The organism is Vibrio sp. 10N.261.46.A3 (assembly GCF_041472995.1).
Taxonomy (GTDB): domain Bacteria; phylum Pseudomonadota; class Gammaproteobacteria; order Enterobacterales; family Vibrionaceae; genus Vibrio; species Vibrio coralliirubri.
The window spans coordinates 23,534-40,896 of the sequence record NZ_JBFRRH010000068.1 but is presented as its reverse complement, the minus strand read 5'-3'; the positions used below and the strand labels follow the sequence as shown (position 1 = coordinate 40,896).

Annotated in this window: 14 protein-coding genes; 11 read left to right on the top strand and 3 right to left on the bottom strand. The window is 45.2% G+C overall.

Features of this window, described 5'->3' with window-relative positions; genetic code table 11:
* Positions 1 to 39: 39 nt before the first annotated feature.
* Positions 40 to 3,495, bottom strand: coding sequence for a transcription-repair coupling factor (gene mfd, locus AB4484_RS16505; RefSeq protein WP_372079313.1), 3,456 nt, complete (start codon positions 3,493 to 3,495; stop codon positions 40 to 42).
* A gap of 6 nt (positions 3,496 to 3,501) precedes the next feature.
* A complete protein-coding gene (locus AB4484_RS16500) occupies positions 3,502 to 4,071 on the bottom strand; it encodes a hypothetical protein (RefSeq protein ID WP_048614554.1) in 570 nt (189 codons plus the stop codon).
* A 227-nt stretch (positions 4,072 to 4,298) separates the two neighbouring features.
* Here AB4484_RS16500 and lolC point away from each other — a divergent pair, with 227 nt between their 5' ends.
* Genes lolC through lolE form a run of 3 tightly spaced genes read left to right on the top strand, consistent with a single transcriptional unit; the run spans position 4,299 to position 7,437 of the window.
* Positions 4,299 to 5,507, top strand: coding sequence for a lipoprotein-releasing ABC transporter permease subunit LolC (gene lolC / locus AB4484_RS16495; RefSeq protein ID WP_102429154.1), 1,209 nt, complete (start codon positions 4,299 to 4,301; stop codon positions 5,505 to 5,507).
* Positions 5,500 to 6,192: a lipoprotein-releasing ABC transporter ATP-binding protein LolD gene (gene lolD / locus AB4484_RS16490; protein WP_048614550.1), complete on the top strand. Its 693-nt coding sequence runs from the start codon at positions 5,500 to 5,502 to the stop codon at positions 6,190 to 6,192. The genes lolC and lolD overlap by 8 nt, the downstream gene beginning before the upstream one ends.
* On the top strand, positions 6,193 to 7,437 hold the full coding sequence (gene lolE, locus AB4484_RS16485; RefSeq protein WP_372079311.1) for a lipoprotein-releasing ABC transporter permease subunit LolE: 1,245 nt from the start codon (positions 6,193 to 6,195) through the stop codon (positions 7,435 to 7,437). It abuts the gene before it with no gap.
* Between the two features lie 191 nt (positions 7,438 to 7,628).
* Here lolE and AB4484_RS16480 read toward each other — a convergent pair whose 3' ends face one another.
* Positions 7,629 to 8,141: a DUF2062 domain-containing protein gene (locus tag AB4484_RS16480; RefSeq protein WP_017060232.1), complete on the bottom strand. Its 513-nt coding sequence runs from the start codon at positions 8,139 to 8,141 to the stop codon at positions 7,629 to 7,631.
* A gap of 17 nt (positions 8,142 to 8,158) precedes the next feature.
* Between AB4484_RS16480 and AB4484_RS16475 the strand changes: the two genes are divergently transcribed.
* From AB4484_RS16475 to ihfB, 8 genes are all read left to right on the top strand, one after another.
* The gene (locus AB4484_RS16475) at positions 8,159 to 10,489 is read left to right on the top strand and encodes a DNA internalization-related competence protein ComEC/Rec2 (RefSeq protein WP_372079309.1); all 2,331 of its coding nucleotides are present in this window, start codon (positions 8,159 to 8,161) and stop codon (positions 10,487 to 10,489) included.
* Positions 10,490 to 10,520: 31 nt separating this feature from the next.
* Complete coding sequence (gene msbA, locus AB4484_RS16470; protein WP_372079307.1) at positions 10,521 to 12,269, top strand: lipid A ABC transporter ATP-binding protein/permease MsbA; 1,749 nt, start codon at positions 10,521 to 10,523, stop codon at positions 12,267 to 12,269.
* A 14-nt stretch (positions 12,270 to 12,283) separates the two neighbouring features.
* Positions 12,284 to 13,291 carry a tetraacyldisaccharide 4'-kinase gene (gene lpxK / locus AB4484_RS16465; RefSeq protein ID WP_372079305.1) on the top strand — a complete coding sequence of 336 codons (1,008 nt, stop codon included), beginning with the start codon at positions 12,284 to 12,286 and terminating at the stop codon, positions 13,289 to 13,291.
* Positions 13,272 to 13,451, top strand: coding sequence for a Trm112 family protein (locus tag AB4484_RS16460; RefSeq protein ID WP_004736429.1), 180 nt, complete (start codon positions 13,272 to 13,274; stop codon positions 13,449 to 13,451). Before lpxK ends, AB4484_RS16460 begins: the two co-directional genes overlap by 20 nt.
* Entirely contained in the window at positions 13,451 to 14,197 is a 747-nt protein-coding gene (gene kdsB, locus AB4484_RS16455; RefSeq protein ID WP_017086094.1) for a 3-deoxy-manno-octulosonate cytidylyltransferase, read from the top strand. Before AB4484_RS16460 ends, kdsB begins: the two co-directional genes overlap by 1 nt.
* Positions 14,198 to 14,489: 292 nt before the next feature.
* On the top strand, positions 14,490 to 15,170 hold the full coding sequence (gene cmk, locus AB4484_RS16450; RefSeq protein ID WP_017060237.1) for a (d)CMP kinase: 681 nt from the start codon (positions 14,490 to 14,492) through the stop codon (positions 15,168 to 15,170).
* A gap of 106 nt (positions 15,171 to 15,276) precedes the next feature.
* A complete protein-coding gene (gene rpsA, locus AB4484_RS16445) occupies positions 15,277 to 16,947 on the top strand; it encodes a 30S ribosomal protein S1 (protein WP_010439921.1) in 1,671 nt (556 codons plus the stop codon).
* A gap of 121 nt (positions 16,948 to 17,068) precedes the next feature.
* Positions 17,069 to 17,353, top strand: coding sequence for an integration host factor subunit beta (gene ihfB / locus AB4484_RS16440; protein WP_017060238.1), 285 nt, complete (start codon positions 17,069 to 17,071; stop codon positions 17,351 to 17,353).
* Positions 17,354 to 17,363: the final 10 nt, after the last annotated feature.

Sequence of the window (17,363 nt, the reverse complement as noted above, 5' to 3'; positions counted from 1 at the left end):
TACCGGCTGGATAATTTATATGTGCAAGTGGATTGGGTCTTATGCTGAAGGCAGCAAGTTTTGTCTGAATTCGCCCAATAAATCACTAACAAATTGAATTCGTTTCCGTCTGTCGACCAATGGTATCGTAAACTTGAACTTTGTTGGTCCTTCCATTGAAAACTTTTGCGGTTGAGATTGCAACAGTTTAACAAGGTAGGCCGGGTTTATGTCAGCATCCGGGTAGAATTCTAAGAATCCACCCTTATCGTGGGCTTCAATTTTCTTCGCTTTGATAGACGCTGCGGCTAATTTTAGCTCAGAAACTGACAACAAGTTCTTGGTTGCATCAGGCAGAAGGCCGAAGCGATCAATCAGCTCGACTTTCAACTCTGCCAATTCGTCGGTGTCACTCACACTCGCAATACGCTTGTATGTTGATAAACGCGTGTTGATGTCTGGGATGTAGTCATCTGGCAATAGTGCAGGCAGACGCATCTCAATTTCAGTTTGTTCACGCAGTAGGTCATCAAGCGATGGTTCTCGACCTTCTTTCAATGCTTCTACTGCTTGCTCAAGCATCTCCATGTACAAGGTGAAACCAACCGACTGGATTTGACCACTCTGTTCATCACCCAACAACTCACCTGCACCACGAATCTCTAAATCGTGAGTTGCTAGGGTAAAGCCTGCGCCCAAGTCTTCGAGCGAAGCTATCGCATCCAATCGCTTGATCGCATCTTTGGTCATTGCTTTAGGGTGTGGCGTTAACAAGTAAGCATAAGCTTGGTGGTGCGAACGACCTACACGACCACGTAATTGGTGCAGCTGTGCTAAACCAAGGTTATCGGCTCTGTCCATCAAGATGGTATTGGCCGTTGGTACGTCGATACCGGTTTCAATGATGGTTGTACACACCAATAAGTTAAAGCGCTGGTGGTAGAAGTCATTCATGATGCGTTCTAGTTCGCGCTCACGCATCTGGCCATGAGCCACGGTAACACGCGCTTCTGGAATCAACTTCTGTAGTGACTCTGCTGTTTTCTCAATCGTGTCGACTTGGTTGTGCAGGAAGTAAACCTGACCACCACGCATTATTTCACGAAGTACCGCTTCTCTGACGATGGCATCATCACTCTCGCGAACGAAGGTTTTAATTGCCAAGCGTCGTGCGGGTGGTGTAGCGATGATCGAAAGGTCACGCATGCCACTCATTGCCATGTTCAGCGTTCGCGGGATCGGTGTCGCAGTAAGCGTTAGGATGTCGACATCCGCACGCATCGCTTTCACTTTCTCTTTCTGACGTACACCAAATCTGTGTTCTTCATCGACAACCAGCAAGCCAAGGTCTTTAAACTTAATATCACTCGAAAGCAGCTTGTGAGTCCCCACCAAGATATCGACCTTACCGTCGGCGACATCTTGCATGATCAACTTCTGCTCTTTAGCTGATTTGAATCGGGATAGAACCTCAACACGAATCGGCAAGTTAGCGAAACGGTCACGGAAGTTTTCGAAGTGTTGCTGAGCAAGTAGGGTGGTTGGAACTAATACCGCGACTTGTTTGCTGTTGTCGGTACAAACGAATGCTGCGCGCATCGCGACTTCGGTTTTACCAAAGCCAACATCACCACACACCAAACGATCCATGGCTTTTGCTTGACACATATCAGACATAACAGCATTGATGGCCATCGCTTGGTCATCGGTTTCTTCAAACGGGAAACCAGACTTGAAAGTCGCGTATTGGCCACGGTCGAGTACAAATTTGTAGCCAGGTTTTAGCTCTCGCTTGGCGTAAACATCAAGTAGCTCTGCTGCAACGTCACGGACTTTCTCTGCGGCGCGTTTACGAGCTTTTTGCCACGCTTCGCCACCGAGTTTATGTAGAGGTGCTGAGTCTTCAGCGCCACCCGAGTAACGCCCGATTAAGTTCAAAGAAGCAACTGGCACGTAGAGCTTGGCATCGTTTTGATACTCAAGCGTTACATATTCGGTTTTCATGCCGCCGGCTTCGAGTGTTTGCAAGCCGATGTAGCGACCAATACCGTGGTCAATGTGCACAACAGGTTGACCCGGTTTAAGTTCGGCTAAGTGACGAATGACAGTATCGCTGTTAACGCTTTTCTTGTCTTTCTTACGGCGCTGAACAACGCGATCACCCAACAGGTCGCTTTCACAGATAAGGGCGATGTTTTGCTCTTCGTGGATAAAGCCATGTTCCGCTGACCCTAGGATCAGGCTGAACTTATCTTTACCTTTAATCGCCGCATCGAGGTTTTCAACTTCGCTTGGACGAACTTTAATGCCTCGAAGTAATTCACTCAGAGCTTCACGGCGGCCTTCAGACTCAACTGAAAAGACCACTTTTCCTTCGAAGGCTTCAGTGAACTTTCTTAGGTTTGCGAGTGGCTCTTTATTCTGATGCTGAACGCTGAGATCAGGAAGAGACACAACCGGAAGGTTGGTACGTCCAGCTTTCTCTTCAATTGAATCTAAGCTCAGATTGACTTGTGGCTTCTGCTTGAAGTGTGCGAACAGTTCGTCTTTCTTTAGCCACAGTTGTTCAGGTGTGAGCAGTGGTCGTAATGGGTCAACACCGCGCTGTTCGTATCGATGAGCAACGTCCGTTAGGAATGAATCTACTGCAGTCTCGACATCACCTAGAATCAGCAGTTGCGCTTCATCGGCAACGTAATCAAACAAGGTTTCAGTGTGATCAAAGAACAGCGGTTGCCAGTACTCGATACCAGCAGGCCACGTACCCTTAGAAACCTGCATATAAACCGATTCTGGTTCGCGGCGCGCATCAAACTGTTGGCGCCAACGAATACGGAAATCTTCAATCGCCGTTTCCGAGGTCGGGAATTCGTGAGCAGGCAGCAGGCGGATCTCAGAGATGTCTTCGATAGAACGCTGGTTTTCAGGATCGAAAGTACGAATAGTGTCGATTTCGTCGTCGAAAAAATCGATTCGATACGGGTCTTTACTGCCCATTGGGAACAGATCGAGAATAGAACCACGGCTAGCGTATTCACCTGGGCCAAACACTTGATCAACGTAACGATAGCCAGACTTTTCAAGCTGCAGGCGCAGTTTTTCTAAAGAGTAGAGATCGCCTGTTTTCACCATTAGAGTGTGTTGTAGCAAAAAGTCACGCGGTGATTGACGCTGAAGTAGCGTGCTGATTGGTACGATCGTGATGCCATCTTTTAGCGTTGGTAGGGCATAAAGGCGAGCGATACGATCTGAGATGATCTCTTGGTGAGGCGAGAAACTATCGTATGGCAGTGTTTCCCAATCAGGGAATAATGCGACTTCATGTGCCGTAAATTGTTCAATTTCAGATTGAAGCTTAAGCGCCACTTGTGGGTCGGGTACAGCCAAGACGGTATGGCTGTTGTGTTGCTCTGCGAGTTTGGCAAGAGCGAGAGACGAACCGACTAGGTTACCGATGTGCTTTTTGTCACCGGCACCTTTAAGTTTAGGTAGTGTAAATATGGATTTTTTGGTCATGTTAATTTACTTGTTATCTCGGTCTAGAGAGCGTTGACGCAAGAGTTTCTGTTGTTGATGAAGTGCCGCTTTAATGAGCAGGTCTTGGTCGGTATCGCGAAGATGAGCGTATTTAAATTTGATTTCGAAACCTGAGTCTTTCGCCTCGCTAGCAAAGACTTCTGCGTAGCAATAAATTGCTGCTGCTGGGTGCTCTAGAAAAAGTTTGGCTTTTACTAAGCGACCCGGTTCGATGTCTGCTTTTGAAAAGCAGGAAAACTGACTCGCACCAAATGAATAGGTGTGAGTGCGAAATTTCTCATCATCTTGCTGCGATAACATAAAGCTCAACAAGAGGTTTAATTTTGAGTTTTGTGCATCCAATAAACTGGTGACATTCTTCAAGTCGCTGTTTTTCAGTTCAGCACGCGCACTGTCAGCTAACAGATCCAATTGGCTAAATTCACTTGCCACCACAAATGGTGCTGGGATCTCAGATTCGAATTGAATTTGAGAAGGTAAAGTGAAGCCGCTGTCCATTGGTTCAATATTAGCGGTAAGGCTATGGTGAACGGTGAAAAACTCTTGTTCTGTCATGCGTTAGTTCCTTGAAGTGATCTATTGATTATCGCTATGTGGCCGCAGTAATCAAGGTCAGTTAATTGAAAGTCTCAAATAGTTGTTTGAAATTTGGCAATTTGACAAGGTTCTGTTTTTCAAGCCTAACTAATTGAGTTAATTCACTCTATATTTTCAATTAACCCCTACACAGTAACAGCAATACCCGTTACATTAACCCGCATCCCCTTTAGATGGTTCAAAGTATGTTTCATCCTATTTCGTTGTTTGTTGGCCTACGCTATTTGAAAGGCCGTTCAGGTGATCGCTTTAGCCGTTTTGTTTCTTATATGTCGACGGCAGGTATCACCATTGGTGTGCTGTCTTTGGTTACTGTTTTATCGGTAATGAATGGATTCGAAGCGCAGTTAAAAGACCGAATTCTTGGTGTTCTTCCTCAAGCAGTGGTTTATGAGCAAGGTGGCACCACCTCTCTTTCTGCCCAAGCGCCTAATTTTGCAGAGCAAATTTCGCTTAATGGTCATGTTGAACCGATTGTGCGCAGTGAAGCTGTGATTCAGAGTCCGGCTCAGTTATCTGCGGGGCTATTAATCGGTATTGAACCAAATTCAGATGACCCTCTTCAGAACCACTTGATTGCGGGCAGATTATCTTCACTTAAAGCGGGTCAATATCAGTTGTTCCTTGGTCATACTTTGGCGAGAAACTTGAAGGTGTCTATGGGTGACAAAGTTCGCCTGATGGTGACCAGTGCGAGTCAATACACCCCATTAGGTCGTATTCCAAGCCAGCGAAATTTCACCGTTGCCGGTATTTTCAACACAGGTTCTGATATCGACGCTCAACTGATGGTGACAGACATCCAAGATGCAGGGCGTTTGATGCGTTATAAATCAGACACCATTTCCGGTTGGAGACTGTTTTTTGAAGACCCGTTTGAAGTTGCAGAGTTATCGACTCAGCCATTACCGGAGGGTTGGTTGTGGAGCGATTGGCGAGACCAACGTGGCGAGCTATTCCAAGCCGTTCGTATGGAAAAAAACATGATGGGCTTAATGCTTGGGCTTATCATCGGTGTTGCTGCTTTCAATATTATTTCGGCACTTATCATGGTAGTGATGGAGAAGCAGTCTGAAGTCGCGATTCTTAAGACCCAAGGCATGACTGATGGTCAAGTCATGGGGATCTTCATGGTTCAAGGCGCAAGTAGTGGCGTGATTGGTGCGCTCTCTGGTGGTGTGTTAGGTGTTGCCCTAGCTATGAACCTTAATACTATTTTAGAGGCGATGGGCGTTGCTCTATTCTCATTTGGTGGCCAGCTACCAATTCTGATTAACCCGATTCAAATCGCTGTTGTTGTGGTTTTGGCTATTGCACTTAGCCTGATTGCCACTGTATTCCCATCTTATCGTGCATCGTCTGTGAAACCTGCTGAGGCCCTTCGTTATGAGTAATTTTCTTCAATGTAATGATATCCGTAAAACGTACCGTGAAGGCTCGTTAGATACTGAGGTGCTCAAGGGAGTCAGCTTTGAAATCGAAAAGGGTGAGCTAGTAGCAATCATAGGTACCTCTGGCTCGGGCAAAAGTACCTTACTGCATATCTTAGGCGCATTAGACGATGCTTCTGCGGGCAGTGTGAGTTTTCTTGGTCAGGACTTAGCATCTCTGAGCTCCAATAAGCAGGCGAAGCTGCGCAACCAACATCTTGGCTTTGTCTATCAGTTCCATCATCTTCTATCTGACTTTTCAGCGTTAGAAAACGTAGCAATGCCGTTGCTGATTGGTGGTGAAAAGCCAGCGAAAGCAAAACAAGAAGCGCAACGCCTGTTGGATAAAGTTGGATTGAGTCATCGTGTTGATCACCGACCTTCAGAGCTTTCTGGTGGTGAGAGACAACGTGTGGCGATTGCTCGTGCATTGGTGAATAAGCCTGCGTTAGTCTTGGCGGATGAACCAACCGGTAACCTAGACCATAACACCGCACTGTCTATTTACGACTTAATGCGTGAACTGAATCGCGAGTACGATACTGCCTTTTTGGTCGTGACTCACGATGGTGAACTTGCCGGTAAGATGGATCGCCAACTTCACATGCAAGATGGTTTACTGGTCAACGTAGAAAAAGAGGAGAGCTAAGTGTTTTCTTCTTTATCTCTATTGATAGGCGGCCGATTTAGCCGTGCGAAACAACGAGACAAGATGGTGTCGTTCATCTCCTTGTCTTCGACGATTGGTATCGCTGTTGGTGTTGCGGTGATCATTATTGGCTTATCTGCGATGAATGGCTTTGAGCGAGAGCTTCAATCACGAGTACTTTCTGTCATTCCTCATGGTGAGTTTGAAGGCGTGAATGAGCCTGTGACTCGTTGGGAGCACGTGATTGAGGAGTCGGTTAAGCACGATAAAGTCGTTGCTGCTGCGCCTTATGTAAAAATTACAGCGCTTGCTGAAAAGGGCAAAGAACTCAAAGCAATTGAAGTTCGTGGCGTTGATCCGCAGCTAGAACAACAGGTATCAAGCCTATCGAGTTTTATCGATAAGCAAGCTTGGAGCGAGTTTAAGGCAGGGCAACAACAGATCATTTTGGGTTCTGGCGTAGCGAATGTGTTGGGTGCGAAAGTCGGTGATTATCTGACTTTGATGATTCCAACGGTAAACGGTTCTGTGAAGGTTCAAGCGCCAAAGCGTGTTCGCGTGAAAGTGGTCGGATTGCTAACACTTAATGGTCAGATAGATCACAGCTTGGCTCTGATCCCGATTGGTGATGCTCAGGTCTACGCCAACTTAGGTGAGGCGGTAACTGGAGTCTCTTTAAAAGTGACCGATGTGCTGAACGCGAACTCTATTGTGCGTGAAGTGGGCAATCAGCTTGATGTTTATGTATATCTGCGTAGCTGGCAGCAGAAGTTTGGCTTCTTGTATCGAGATATTCAACTCGTTCGTACCATCATGTATCTGGTGATGGTACTGGTTATTGGTGTGGCTTGTTTCAACATAGTCTCGACCTTAATGATGGCTGTAAAAGACAGAGCATCAGAGATCGCGATTTTAAGAACCATGGGTGCATCAGATGGTCTTGTTAAGCGCATATTTGTTTGGCAGGGCGTATTCTCAGGTGTGTTAGGCAGTTTAGTCGGGAGCGCGATAGGTGTGTTGGTGGCGCTTAATCTCACGACCCTTATCAAAGGGCTTGAAAAGTTGGTCGATCACCAGTTCTTGTCCGGTGATATCTATTTTGTCGACTTCTTGCCATCACAACTTGATATGACGGATGTTGTTGTGGTTTCCGGCACTGCGATTGTGCTGAGCCTACTAGCGACATCGTACCCAGCATCACGAGCAGCGAAGTTAAACCCAGCCTCTGTGCTGAGTTCTAAATAGCAAGCAGTCAGTTTTTCAGTCGATACAAAAAAGGATCCCAGTGGGATCCTTTTTTATTGAATTCAATTCGTGTTCTTTACGACTTTCGTTACATGCCAATCTTGCAGAGGTAAGTGGCTCATCCGATTTTAACTTGTGTGCGTTTTAAGTGAAGCACAGACAAGGTTAGATTGAATAACAAGGAATGGCGTTCAATGCCTTGCTTGTCGCTTCTTCCAACTTCTTACTACTGAGTAACGCCATAAACCGCGAATACCAAAGTAGCCAATCATTGCTGAAACCACGCCACAAATCAGACAACCCAATAAGAACGGAGGCCCAATAGTACTCATTTGCGCCAAGATGAAGTCCCAAGACAATTCGAAATGGAAGGCTTGAGGTGGCACATGCATAACAAACGCCCCGACTTTATAAGCAAAGTAGAAGAGAACAGGCATGGTAACCGGGTTACTGATCCAAACAAGTGCGACAGCTAAAGGCAGATTAACGCCACATGCGACAGCAAGGCCTGCAGACATAATCATCTGACTTGGTAGAGGGACAAACGCCATGAATAACCCAACAGCAAACGCGCCAGCCGCAGAGCGACGATTAAGGCACCATAAGTTGGGGTTGTACAAAACATTGCCAAAAACTTTCAATGCTTTCTGACGCTTGATTAGATCATGGTCAGGCATAAATCGTTTGATAAACTTTCTTGGCATAGGAGGAAGCTACTCTCTTGTTTAACACTTGGTTCTTGATTTCATTTGCTGCGACAGTTGTGTCTGCCAGCTTCTGGCCTGTGATGCCACATTGGGTTTGGGCACCATTGATGCTGTTGTTACTGCTAGCATCAACAAAGTATAGCGTTTTCCGGAGTGCAAGAGGTCCAGTAACAGCATTGATACTGGTTATCTGCCTAGGGAATGCGATTGAAATACAAACGAGTCGCTTATTCCAATCAGGGCAGAATACTACCATAAATGCGTCGGTTGTTAGCCTTTTTAGTGAAAATAGCCACGGTTTTGAAAGCGTAATAGTAGCCAGATCAATTGGCGGCGAAAAATTAATCTTTCCCCAATTGATAAAGTTGCGTTTGTTTACTCCTTTTAAGTTAACACTTGGAGATAATGTTTATTTATCAACGTCGATAAAGCCGGTATGGGGCAAACTCAACGAAGCCGGATTTGACCTCGAAAAGTACTTGTTTAGTGCTGGCGTGGTTGCCAATGCAACTTACAGAGCAGAAACCAAATACCGAATTCACTCTAACACCAACTTACGCTCACGATGGTTTGAAACCAGCCTTGAAAGGTTAAGTCTGCTGGTAAATCAAGACCTCATTATCGCTTTGAGTTTTGGATATCGAGACCTTATTCCGCTTCAGCGGTGGGATATGCTTAAAAGCAGTGGCTTGATTCACTTGATGGCTATCTCGGGGCTGCACATCGGGATTGCCTTTGGTATCGGCTATCAAATTGGCAAAATATTCAGGTTACTTTCCCCTTCATTTCTTTGGTTACCTACAATATTCGGGCTCGGCTTGGCGTATTTTTATAGCTGGTTTGCTGGATTCACGCTGCCAACTTTGAGGGCTTTGGTGATGTGCTTCATCGCGAGTTATTTTTTGTGGCGTGGGCAAAATATCAGTTTGCTTCGGTATGTTGCTTTAAGTCTATGCATGGTTCTACTGATTTGGCCGTTTTCAGCCTTGTCGAGCAGTTTCTGGTTGTCCTTTGGTGCATTGGGCGCGGTGCTCTACATTGCTTTGAACAACAACTCATCTTCTTCAAGCCCCACCTTTATCGGCCGAGTGTTCACGCTCATCAAGATACAGTTCATGTTGACGTTATTAATTGCTCCTTTTTCGATGTTGTTTTTCCAAGGGGTGAGTCTGGTCTCTGTTTTCTATAACCTGCTGCTGATGCCTTGGGTGTCGATAGTGACGATTCCATTACTGTTTCTGGCGATGTTTTTAAGCTTAATATCGGAGTCAGTGTCTGGCGTGGTTGGTATAATAGCGCTAGGCAATGGTTTGGTTAGCCAGCTGTGGAAGTTGGTTGACTTGTCGCTTGAGCCTCTCGTATTTAGTCTTCCTTTCTCTGAGCGATTTTGGATCCAAGTCGATAATCAGACGATTACATTATCAGTATTCTTTATCTTGTTTTTGAGCTTTGTCAGTCGGTATTTCAAGCGAATATTATCGATATTGGTAACTGTAATGTTCGTGCTGTGGTGGGAGTTCAGCAAACCCCAGCAAGACAAGCTTACTATTGATGTCTTGGATGTTGGGCATGGGTTGTCCTTGGTCTTGGAAAAGAACAATCAGATTGTTGTTTATGATCTTGGTAATGCGTGGCCAGGAGGCTCGGTCGTTGAGTCCTTGTTGGTTCCTACTTTAAACCAGAGAGGGATTTATGAATTAGAAGGTGTGATTGTGAGTCATTTCGATTCTGACCATGCTGGTGGTTATCCGGCGTTACTTGAGAACTATACGCCAAAGTGGATACGAACCAGTCAGAACTTTATTCAAGAACGCCAATCTATCACTCAAGCCCCGTCTAATATTCAAACATGTACTATTGGAGAGGTTTGGAACTGGCAAGATGTTGTTTTTGAGGTGTTGTGGCCGCCTAAGCAAGTAAAGAGGGCGTATAACCCACATTCGTGTGTGGTCAAGATCTCAGATCATAGTGCTGATTTCTCAATGTTGCTCACTGGTGATATTGAACTGGTAAGTGAGTGGTTACTTGCTCGTGAAGGAGAACAGCTAAGGAGTGATGTTATGTTGGTTCCGCATCATGGCAGCGATTCGTCATCGATTAAGCCGTTTATTGAGGCTGTGTCTCCTCAGCTGGCGATAGCTTCTCTTGCCAAAGGCAACCAGTGGGGAATGCCGAGTGAGTCTGTTATTGAACGTTATCAGGAAGCGGGGAGTACTTGGCTAGATACAGGTGAAAGCGGACAAATAACCATCACTCTTAGCAAAGAAGGTTGGCAATATCATGCGATTAGAGAACAACAAGGCGGGCAGTGGTATAGGCAGATGCTCCGTAAGGGAGTAGAATAGATAGATTATTGTGAGAAAATTAAGCGATTCTATGTCAACACAAACAGATGAAACTACCTGGGTCACATTTAAAAGACTTTGGACTTATATTCGACTATATAAGGCCGGCCTAGGTGTTGCGGTAATTGCGCTTATTATAAATGCCGTTTCTGATACCTATATGATTTCCTTACTAAAGCCGTTACTTGATGAAGGCTTTGGTAATGCTGAATCTGACTTTTTACGCACGCTCCCTATTATTATCTTTGCCATGATGTTTATTCGTGGTGTCAGTGGCTTTGTTTCAACCTATTGTTTGAGCTGGGTCTCTGGCAATGTGGTGATGGAAATTCGTCGCAAAATATTCAGTCATTTCATGCATATGCCTGTTTCTTTCTTCGATAAAGAACAGACAGGCGCATTGCTATCTCGAATTACTTACGATTCAGAGCAAGTGTCTGCGGCAACCAGTAAAGCGTTAGTCAGTATTGTCCGTGAAGGTGCAAGTATTATTGGCTTGTTGACGCTGATGTTCTGGAATAGCTGGCAGTTGTCTTTAGTTCTATTTGCTGTCGCACCCGTTGTCGCTTGGGCTATTACCATAGTTTCTAAGCGATTCAGAAAGATCTCTAAAAATATGCAGACCAGTATGGGCCACGTTGCTTCTTCAGCTGAACAAATGCTGAAAGGGCATAAAGTGGTTCTAACTTACGGTGGTCAAGATCTAGAAAAACACCGCTTTGATAAAGTTAGTAACCAAATGCGCCAACAAAGCATGAAGCTAATCACTGCTCAAGCGGCTGCTAACCCGATTATTCAAATGATCGCATCCGTTGCGATTGTGGTTGTTCTATTCCTTGCTAGTGTCGATTCTATTAAAGCCGAGCTTACTCCTGGTACGTTTACCGTTGTCTTCTCTGCAATGTTTGGTCTATTACGTCCGCTAAAGGCGTTAACTAACGTAACGTCTGAATTCCAACGTGGTATGGCTGCAAGTACGACTCTATTTGGCTTGATGGATCTAGATACCGAGCAAAACAAAGGAACGTTGAAACCTGAAACTGTAACGGGTGAAGTTGCAGTAAAAGATGTCACGTTTACTTATGACGGTGCAGAGAAACCAGCACTTGATAAGGTCAGCTTTAATATACCGAAAGGTAAAACGGTTGCGCTTGTTGGGCGATCGGGTTCGGGTAAGAGTACCATTGCCAACCTATTTACTCGTTTTTATGACGTAGACTCTGGTTCAATTGAGCTTGATGGCCACGACATTCGTGATTACGAATTGAGAAATCTGCGTGAGCACTTTGCTCTCGTTTCTCAAAATGTTCACTTGTTTAACGATACGGTGGCTAACAATATCGCTTACGCAGCAGAAGAACAGTATTCACGTGAACAGATCGAACACGCGGCTAAGCTTGCTCATGCAAGTGAGTTTATCGATGGCATGGAAAATGGCATTGATACGGTTGTGGGCGAAAATGGCGCGAGTCTATCTGGTGGGCAAAGACAGCGTATTGCGATTGCACGAGCTCTATTGAGAGATGCACCGGTTTTGATTCTTGATGAGGCAACGTCTGCACTGGATACAGAGTCAGAGAGAGCGATTCAATCCGCATTAGAAGAGCTGCAGAAAGACAAAACAGTATTAGTTATCGCCCACCGACTCTCTACCATCGAGCAAGCCGATGAGATTCTAGTAGTCGATGATGGTCATATTGTAGAAAGGGGCGCACATGCTGAGTTAATCGCGCATGATGGTGCTTATGCACAATTACACCGAATTCAGTTCAGCGGATAAGATTAGGTCTTGTTGTGATCGAAAAGATTTGGTTTAACAATCACCCGTTGAAATATCTTCTCTGGCCGCTATTGTGGCCACTGAGTCTGCTGTTCAAATTGATCAGTGGTAAACGTCGTGATGCTTACCGCTCAGGGAAGAAAGAGACCTACCGCCCGCCTTTACCTGTTATTGTTGTGGGCAATATTACTGCTGGTGGAAATGGTAAAACACCGGTTGTGATTTGGTTAGTTGAGATGCTTCAGGCTCACGGCTTTAAACCTGGAGTTGTGTCTCGTGGTTACGGTGCAAAAGCACCAAGCTATCCACTAGTGTTGGATGAAAACACACCAGCAGAACACTCTGGTGATGAACCTCGTTTGATCCGTAAGCGAACAGGAGCACTTGTTGCGGTCGATCCGGTGCGCGCTAACGCGGTAAAAGCATTGCTGAGCAAAGGTGTCGACGTGATTATCACTGATGATGGCCTTCAGCATTACGCGCTTGAACGCGATATTGAATTTGCAGTTATCGACGGCGCAAGACGCTTTGGTAGCGAGAGCTTGATTCCTTTAGGTCCATTACGAGAGCCTGTATCTCGTTTAGATGACGTCGACTTTTTGGTGAACAATGGAGGTAAAGCGCACGGGAGAGAGTTCTCGATGTCTTTGCTTCCAAGCCAAGCGGTTAACCTAAAGACTGGTCAGAAAAGGTCTGTGGCAGAATTACAGAAGCTGGTGGCTTTTGCTGGTATTGGCCACCCACCGCGCTTTTTTAAAACATTGGAAGATCTTGATGGTGATGTGGTATTCACACAGAGTTTCGCCGACCATCAAGATTTTGATAAAGATGAACTTCATGCCTTAACTAAGAAAGGTATGAATCTGATTATGACAGAAAAAGACGCTGTAAAATGCGAAGAATATGCTCAAGATAACTGGTGGTATCTTCCAGTTTCTGCGCAGTTCGATGAAGATTCGCAACAGCAAATTTTAAAAAGAATAAAAGAGGTTATGGAATACTATGGATCACCGTCTACTTGAGATCGTTGCTTGCCCTGTATGTAAAGGTAAACTAACTTTTGACAAGGATAAGCAAGAGCTTGTTTGTAAAATTGATCGCCTTGCTTACCCAATTAAAGAGGGTATTCCTGTTCTTTTAGAACCTGAAGCTCGCACCGTTTCTATGGATGAGGGCAAGTAATGTCTTATACGGTTGTTATACCTGCAAGATACCAATCGAGCCGTTTACCGGGGAAGCCACTTGCTGACATCGGTGGAAAGCCGATGATTCAATGGGTATACGAACAGTCAATGAAAGCGGGTGCCGATAACGTTATTATCGCTACCGACGACGCTCGAGTTGAAAAAGCGGCTAAAGCATTTGGCGCGACCGTTTGTATGACATCACCGAATCACGAATCGGGCACTGAACGCCTAGCTGAAGTGATTGAAGTTATGAAGATTCCTGATGATCATATTATCGTGAATGTTCAAGGTGATGAGCCACTTATCCCACCTGCGATCATTAATCAGGTTGCCAACAATCTTGCGAACAGTACAGCTCCAATGGCAACGTTAGGTGTGGAAATCACTCATGCTGATGAGGTGTTTAACCCTAATGCCGTTAAAGTTGTAACCGATAAAGACGGTTACGCCTTGTATTTTAGCCGAGCAACCATCCCTTGGGATCGCGATGCTTACGCGAACAACGGTACTGCAGCGGAATCTCCTTTGCTTCGTCATATTGGTATCTATGCTTACCGAGCGGGTTTTATCAATACCTACATCAATTGGGAACCAAGTACTCTTGAGCGTATTGAGTGCCTAGAGCAATTACGAGTACTTTGGTACGGTGAAAAAATCCACGTAGACGTTGCGGTGGAAGCGCCGGCTGCTGGTGTTGATACGCCTGAAGACCTAGAAGCGGTTCGAGCTATTATTGGCTAAGCTTCGTTGAGCGAGTTCTTGTTTGCTCTACAAAATAAAAAATGATGAGCCTTGCCTATTGCGAGGCTTTTTTCTATCTATCGAAAAGTGCGCTATCGAAAAGCGCGTGCGTGTCTTATTGACCTAAGCAAACGGATATTGGGATAGTTGCATTGGTTTATGCATCATCAACACGGAATTATCTGAGATTTACCTCGCTCGAGTTCCAATTTTTCTCTATAATATGCGGCCTATAAAGTAGTGGCGAATCGCTAATACAGAATAAAACTTACGACAAAACGTGGAGTAAAAGATGCCTTCTCAAAGCCCAGTGATTACGGTTGATGGACCAAGTGGTGCAGGTAAAGGTACCCTGTGTATGTTGCTAGCAGATAAGCTAGGCTTTCATCTTCTAGACTCAGGCGCGATCTATCGCGTATTGGCTTTAGCGGCAATTCACCATGGTGTGGATACTGAATCTGAGGATGCTTTAGTACCGCTTGCTACTCACTTAGACGTGCAGTTTATTGCTGAAGGCGACTTAGTTAAGGTTATCCTAGAAGGTGAAGATGTGTCTGGTGAACTTCGTAAAGAAGAGACTGGCATGGCGGCTTCAAAAGTTGCTGCTTTACCTCGCGTTCGCGAAGCACTGCTTCGTCGTCAACGTGCATTCAGCGCGGCACCTGGTTTGGTTGCAGATGGTCGTGACATGGGAACGGTTGTGTTTCCTGAAGCTGAAGCGAAAATATTTTTAGATGCAAGTGCTGAAGAGCGTGCGAGTCGCCGCCTTAAACAGTTGCAACAGAAGGGGTTAGATGTTAAATTTGACGACCTTTTGAGCGAGATCCAAGAGCGAGACGACCGAGATCGTAATCGCCCAGTGGCGCCACTTCGCCCTGCAGAGGATGCTCTAGTGCTTGATTCCACCTCAATGAATATTGAGCAGGTAGTAGAAAAAGCACTACACTATATTGAATCGAAACTGGCTGGGTAATTTCGCCGAGCTAGTACGAACGTTGGTCGCAAGGATGATGACCGGCGAATTTATCAACCCCATGCGGTAGGATACCCATGGACGTTTAATTATTGAAGATTAAATAATGACTGAATCTTTTGCTCAACTCTTTGAAGAGTTTCTATCTGAAACTGAATTCCAACAAGGCAGCATCGTTAAAGGTACTGTAGTAGCTATCGAGAACGGTTTCGTTCTTGTAGACGCTGGTCTTAAGTCTGAATCTGCTATCCCTGCTGAACAATTCAAGAACGCTGCTGGCGAACTTGAAGTTGAAGTTGGTGCTGAAGTAGACGTAGCTCTAGACGCTGTTGAAGATGGTTTCGGTGAAACTCAACTTTCTCGTGAGAAAGCTAAGCGTCACGAAGCTTGGATCGTACTTGAGAAAGCTTGTGAAGAAGCTGAAACTGTTGTTGGTATCATCAACGGTAAAGTTAAAGGCGGTTTCACTGTTGAACTTAACGGTATCCGTGCTTTCCTTCCAGGTTCTCTAGTAGACGTACGTCCTATCCGTGACACTGCTCACCTAGAAAACAAAGAGCTAGAGTTCAAAGTAATCAAGCTAGACCAGAAGCGTAACAACGTTGTTGTTTCTCGTCGTGCTGTTATCGAATCTGAAAACAGTGTTGAGCGTGACGAACTTCTTGAAACTCTACAAGAAGGTACTGAAGTTAAAGGTATCGTTAAGAACCTTACTGACTACGGTGCATTCGTTGACCTTGGCGGTGTTGACGGTCTTCTACATATCACAGATATGGCTTGGAAGCGCGTTAAGCACCCATCAGAGATCGTTAACGTTGGTGACGAAATCCTAGTTAAAGTTCTTAAGTTCGATCGTGAGCGCACTCGTGTTTCACTAGGTCTTAAGCAACTAGGCGAAGATCCATGGGTAGCAATCGCTAAGCGTTACCCAGAAGGTCACAAGCTTTCTGGTCGTGTTACAAACCTAACTGACTACGGCTGCTTCGTTGAAATCGAAGAAGGCGTTGAAGGTCTAGTACACGTTTCTGAAATGGATTGGACTAACAAGAACATCCACCCTTCTAAAGTTGTTAATGTTGGCGACGAAGTTGAGGTTATGGTTCTTGATATCGACGAAGAACGTCGTCGTATCTCTCTAGGTCTGAAACAGTGTAAAGCTAACCCATGGCAGTCATTTGCAGAAATGCAAGCTAAGGGCGACAAAGTTACTGGTAAGATCAAGTCTATCACTGACTTTGGTATCTTCATCGGTCTAGAAGGCGGTATCGACGGTCTTGTACACCTATCTGACATTTCTTGGAACGCTGCCGGCGAAGAAGCTGTACGTGAATACAAGAAAGGCGACGAAATCTCTGCTGTTGTTCTAGCAGTAGATGCAGAGCGTGAGCGTATTTCTCTTGGCGTTAAGCAAATGGAAAACGACCCGTTCAACGCATACGTTGCTGACAACAAGAAAGGTGTTCTTGTAAACGGTACTGTTACTGCAGTTGACGCGAAAGGCGCTACTATCGAGCTAATCGAAGGCGTTGAAGGTTACATCCGCGCTTCTGAAGTTTCTCGCGACCGTATCGAAGATGCATCTCTAATCCTAAGCGTTGGCGACAGCGTTGAAGCGAAGTTCACTGGTGTAGACCGTAAGAACCGCGTAATCAACCTATCTATCAAAGCTAAAGATGAAGCTGATGAGCAAGAAGCAATGGCTTCACTGAACAAGTCTGAAGAAGGCGCGTTCGGTAACGCAATGGCAGACGCATTCAAAGCTGCTAAAGGCGAATAATAGCTTCTCATTAAGAGAATTATAGCTATCTAGCCAAGAAAGGAGCCGTAAGGCTCCTTTTTTTTTGCTTATTTTTCCGATAGGTCTATAATTTCTAAAAAGAAAACCAACGAGGGTAACTATGACTAAGTCTGAATTGATTGAAAGACTATGCGCTGAGCAAACGCATCTTTCTGCAAAAGAAATTGAAGACGCTGTAAAAGACATTTTAGAGCATATGGCTTCAACACTAGAAAGTGGTGATCGAATCGAAATTCGCGGTTTTGGCAGCTTTTCTCTGCATTATCGTGAGCCTCGTGTTGGACGTAACCCAAAGACTGGTGACAAGGTAGAGTTAGAAGGTAAATACGTTCCTCACTTCAAACCAGGTAAAGAGCTGCGTGAACGAGTAAACTCAGGAATGTAGCCTACTTATC

Excerpts from the sequence above, each read along its gene's own strand:
- mfd (WP_372079313.1), bottom strand. The coding sequence starts at position 3,495 with ATGACCAAAAAATCCATATTTACACTACCTAAACTTAAAGGTGCCGGT.
- AB4484_RS16500 (WP_048614554.1), bottom strand. The coding sequence starts at position 4,071 with ATGACAGAACAAGAGTTTTTCACCGTTCACCATAGCCTTACCGCTAAT.
- lolC (WP_102429154.1), top strand. The coding sequence starts at position 4,299 with ATGTTTCATCCTATTTCGTTGTTTGTTGGCCTACGCTATTTGAAAGGC.
- lolD (WP_048614550.1), top strand. The coding sequence starts at position 5,500 with ATGAGTAATTTTCTTCAATGTAATGATATCCGTAAAACGTACCGTGAA.
- AB4484_RS16480 (WP_017060232.1), bottom strand. The coding sequence starts at position 8,141 with ATGCCAAGAAAGTTTATCAAACGATTTATGCCTGACCATGATCTAATC.
- msbA (WP_372079307.1), top strand. The coding sequence starts at position 10,521 with ATGTCAACACAAACAGATGAAACTACCTGGGTCACATTTAAAAGACTT.
- AB4484_RS16460 (WP_004736429.1), top strand. The coding sequence starts at position 13,272 with ATGGATCACCGTCTACTTGAGATCGTTGCTTGCCCTGTATGTAAAGGT.
- kdsB (WP_017086094.1), top strand. The coding sequence starts at position 13,451 with ATGTCTTATACGGTTGTTATACCTGCAAGATACCAATCGAGCCGTTTA.
- cmk (WP_017060237.1), top strand. The coding sequence starts at position 14,490 with ATGCCTTCTCAAAGCCCAGTGATTACGGTTGATGGACCAAGTGGTGCA.
- rpsA (WP_010439921.1), top strand. The coding sequence starts at position 15,277 with ATGACTGAATCTTTTGCTCAACTCTTTGAAGAGTTTCTATCTGAAACT.
- ihfB (WP_017060238.1), top strand. The coding sequence starts at position 17,069 with ATGACTAAGTCTGAATTGATTGAAAGACTATGCGCTGAGCAAACGCAT.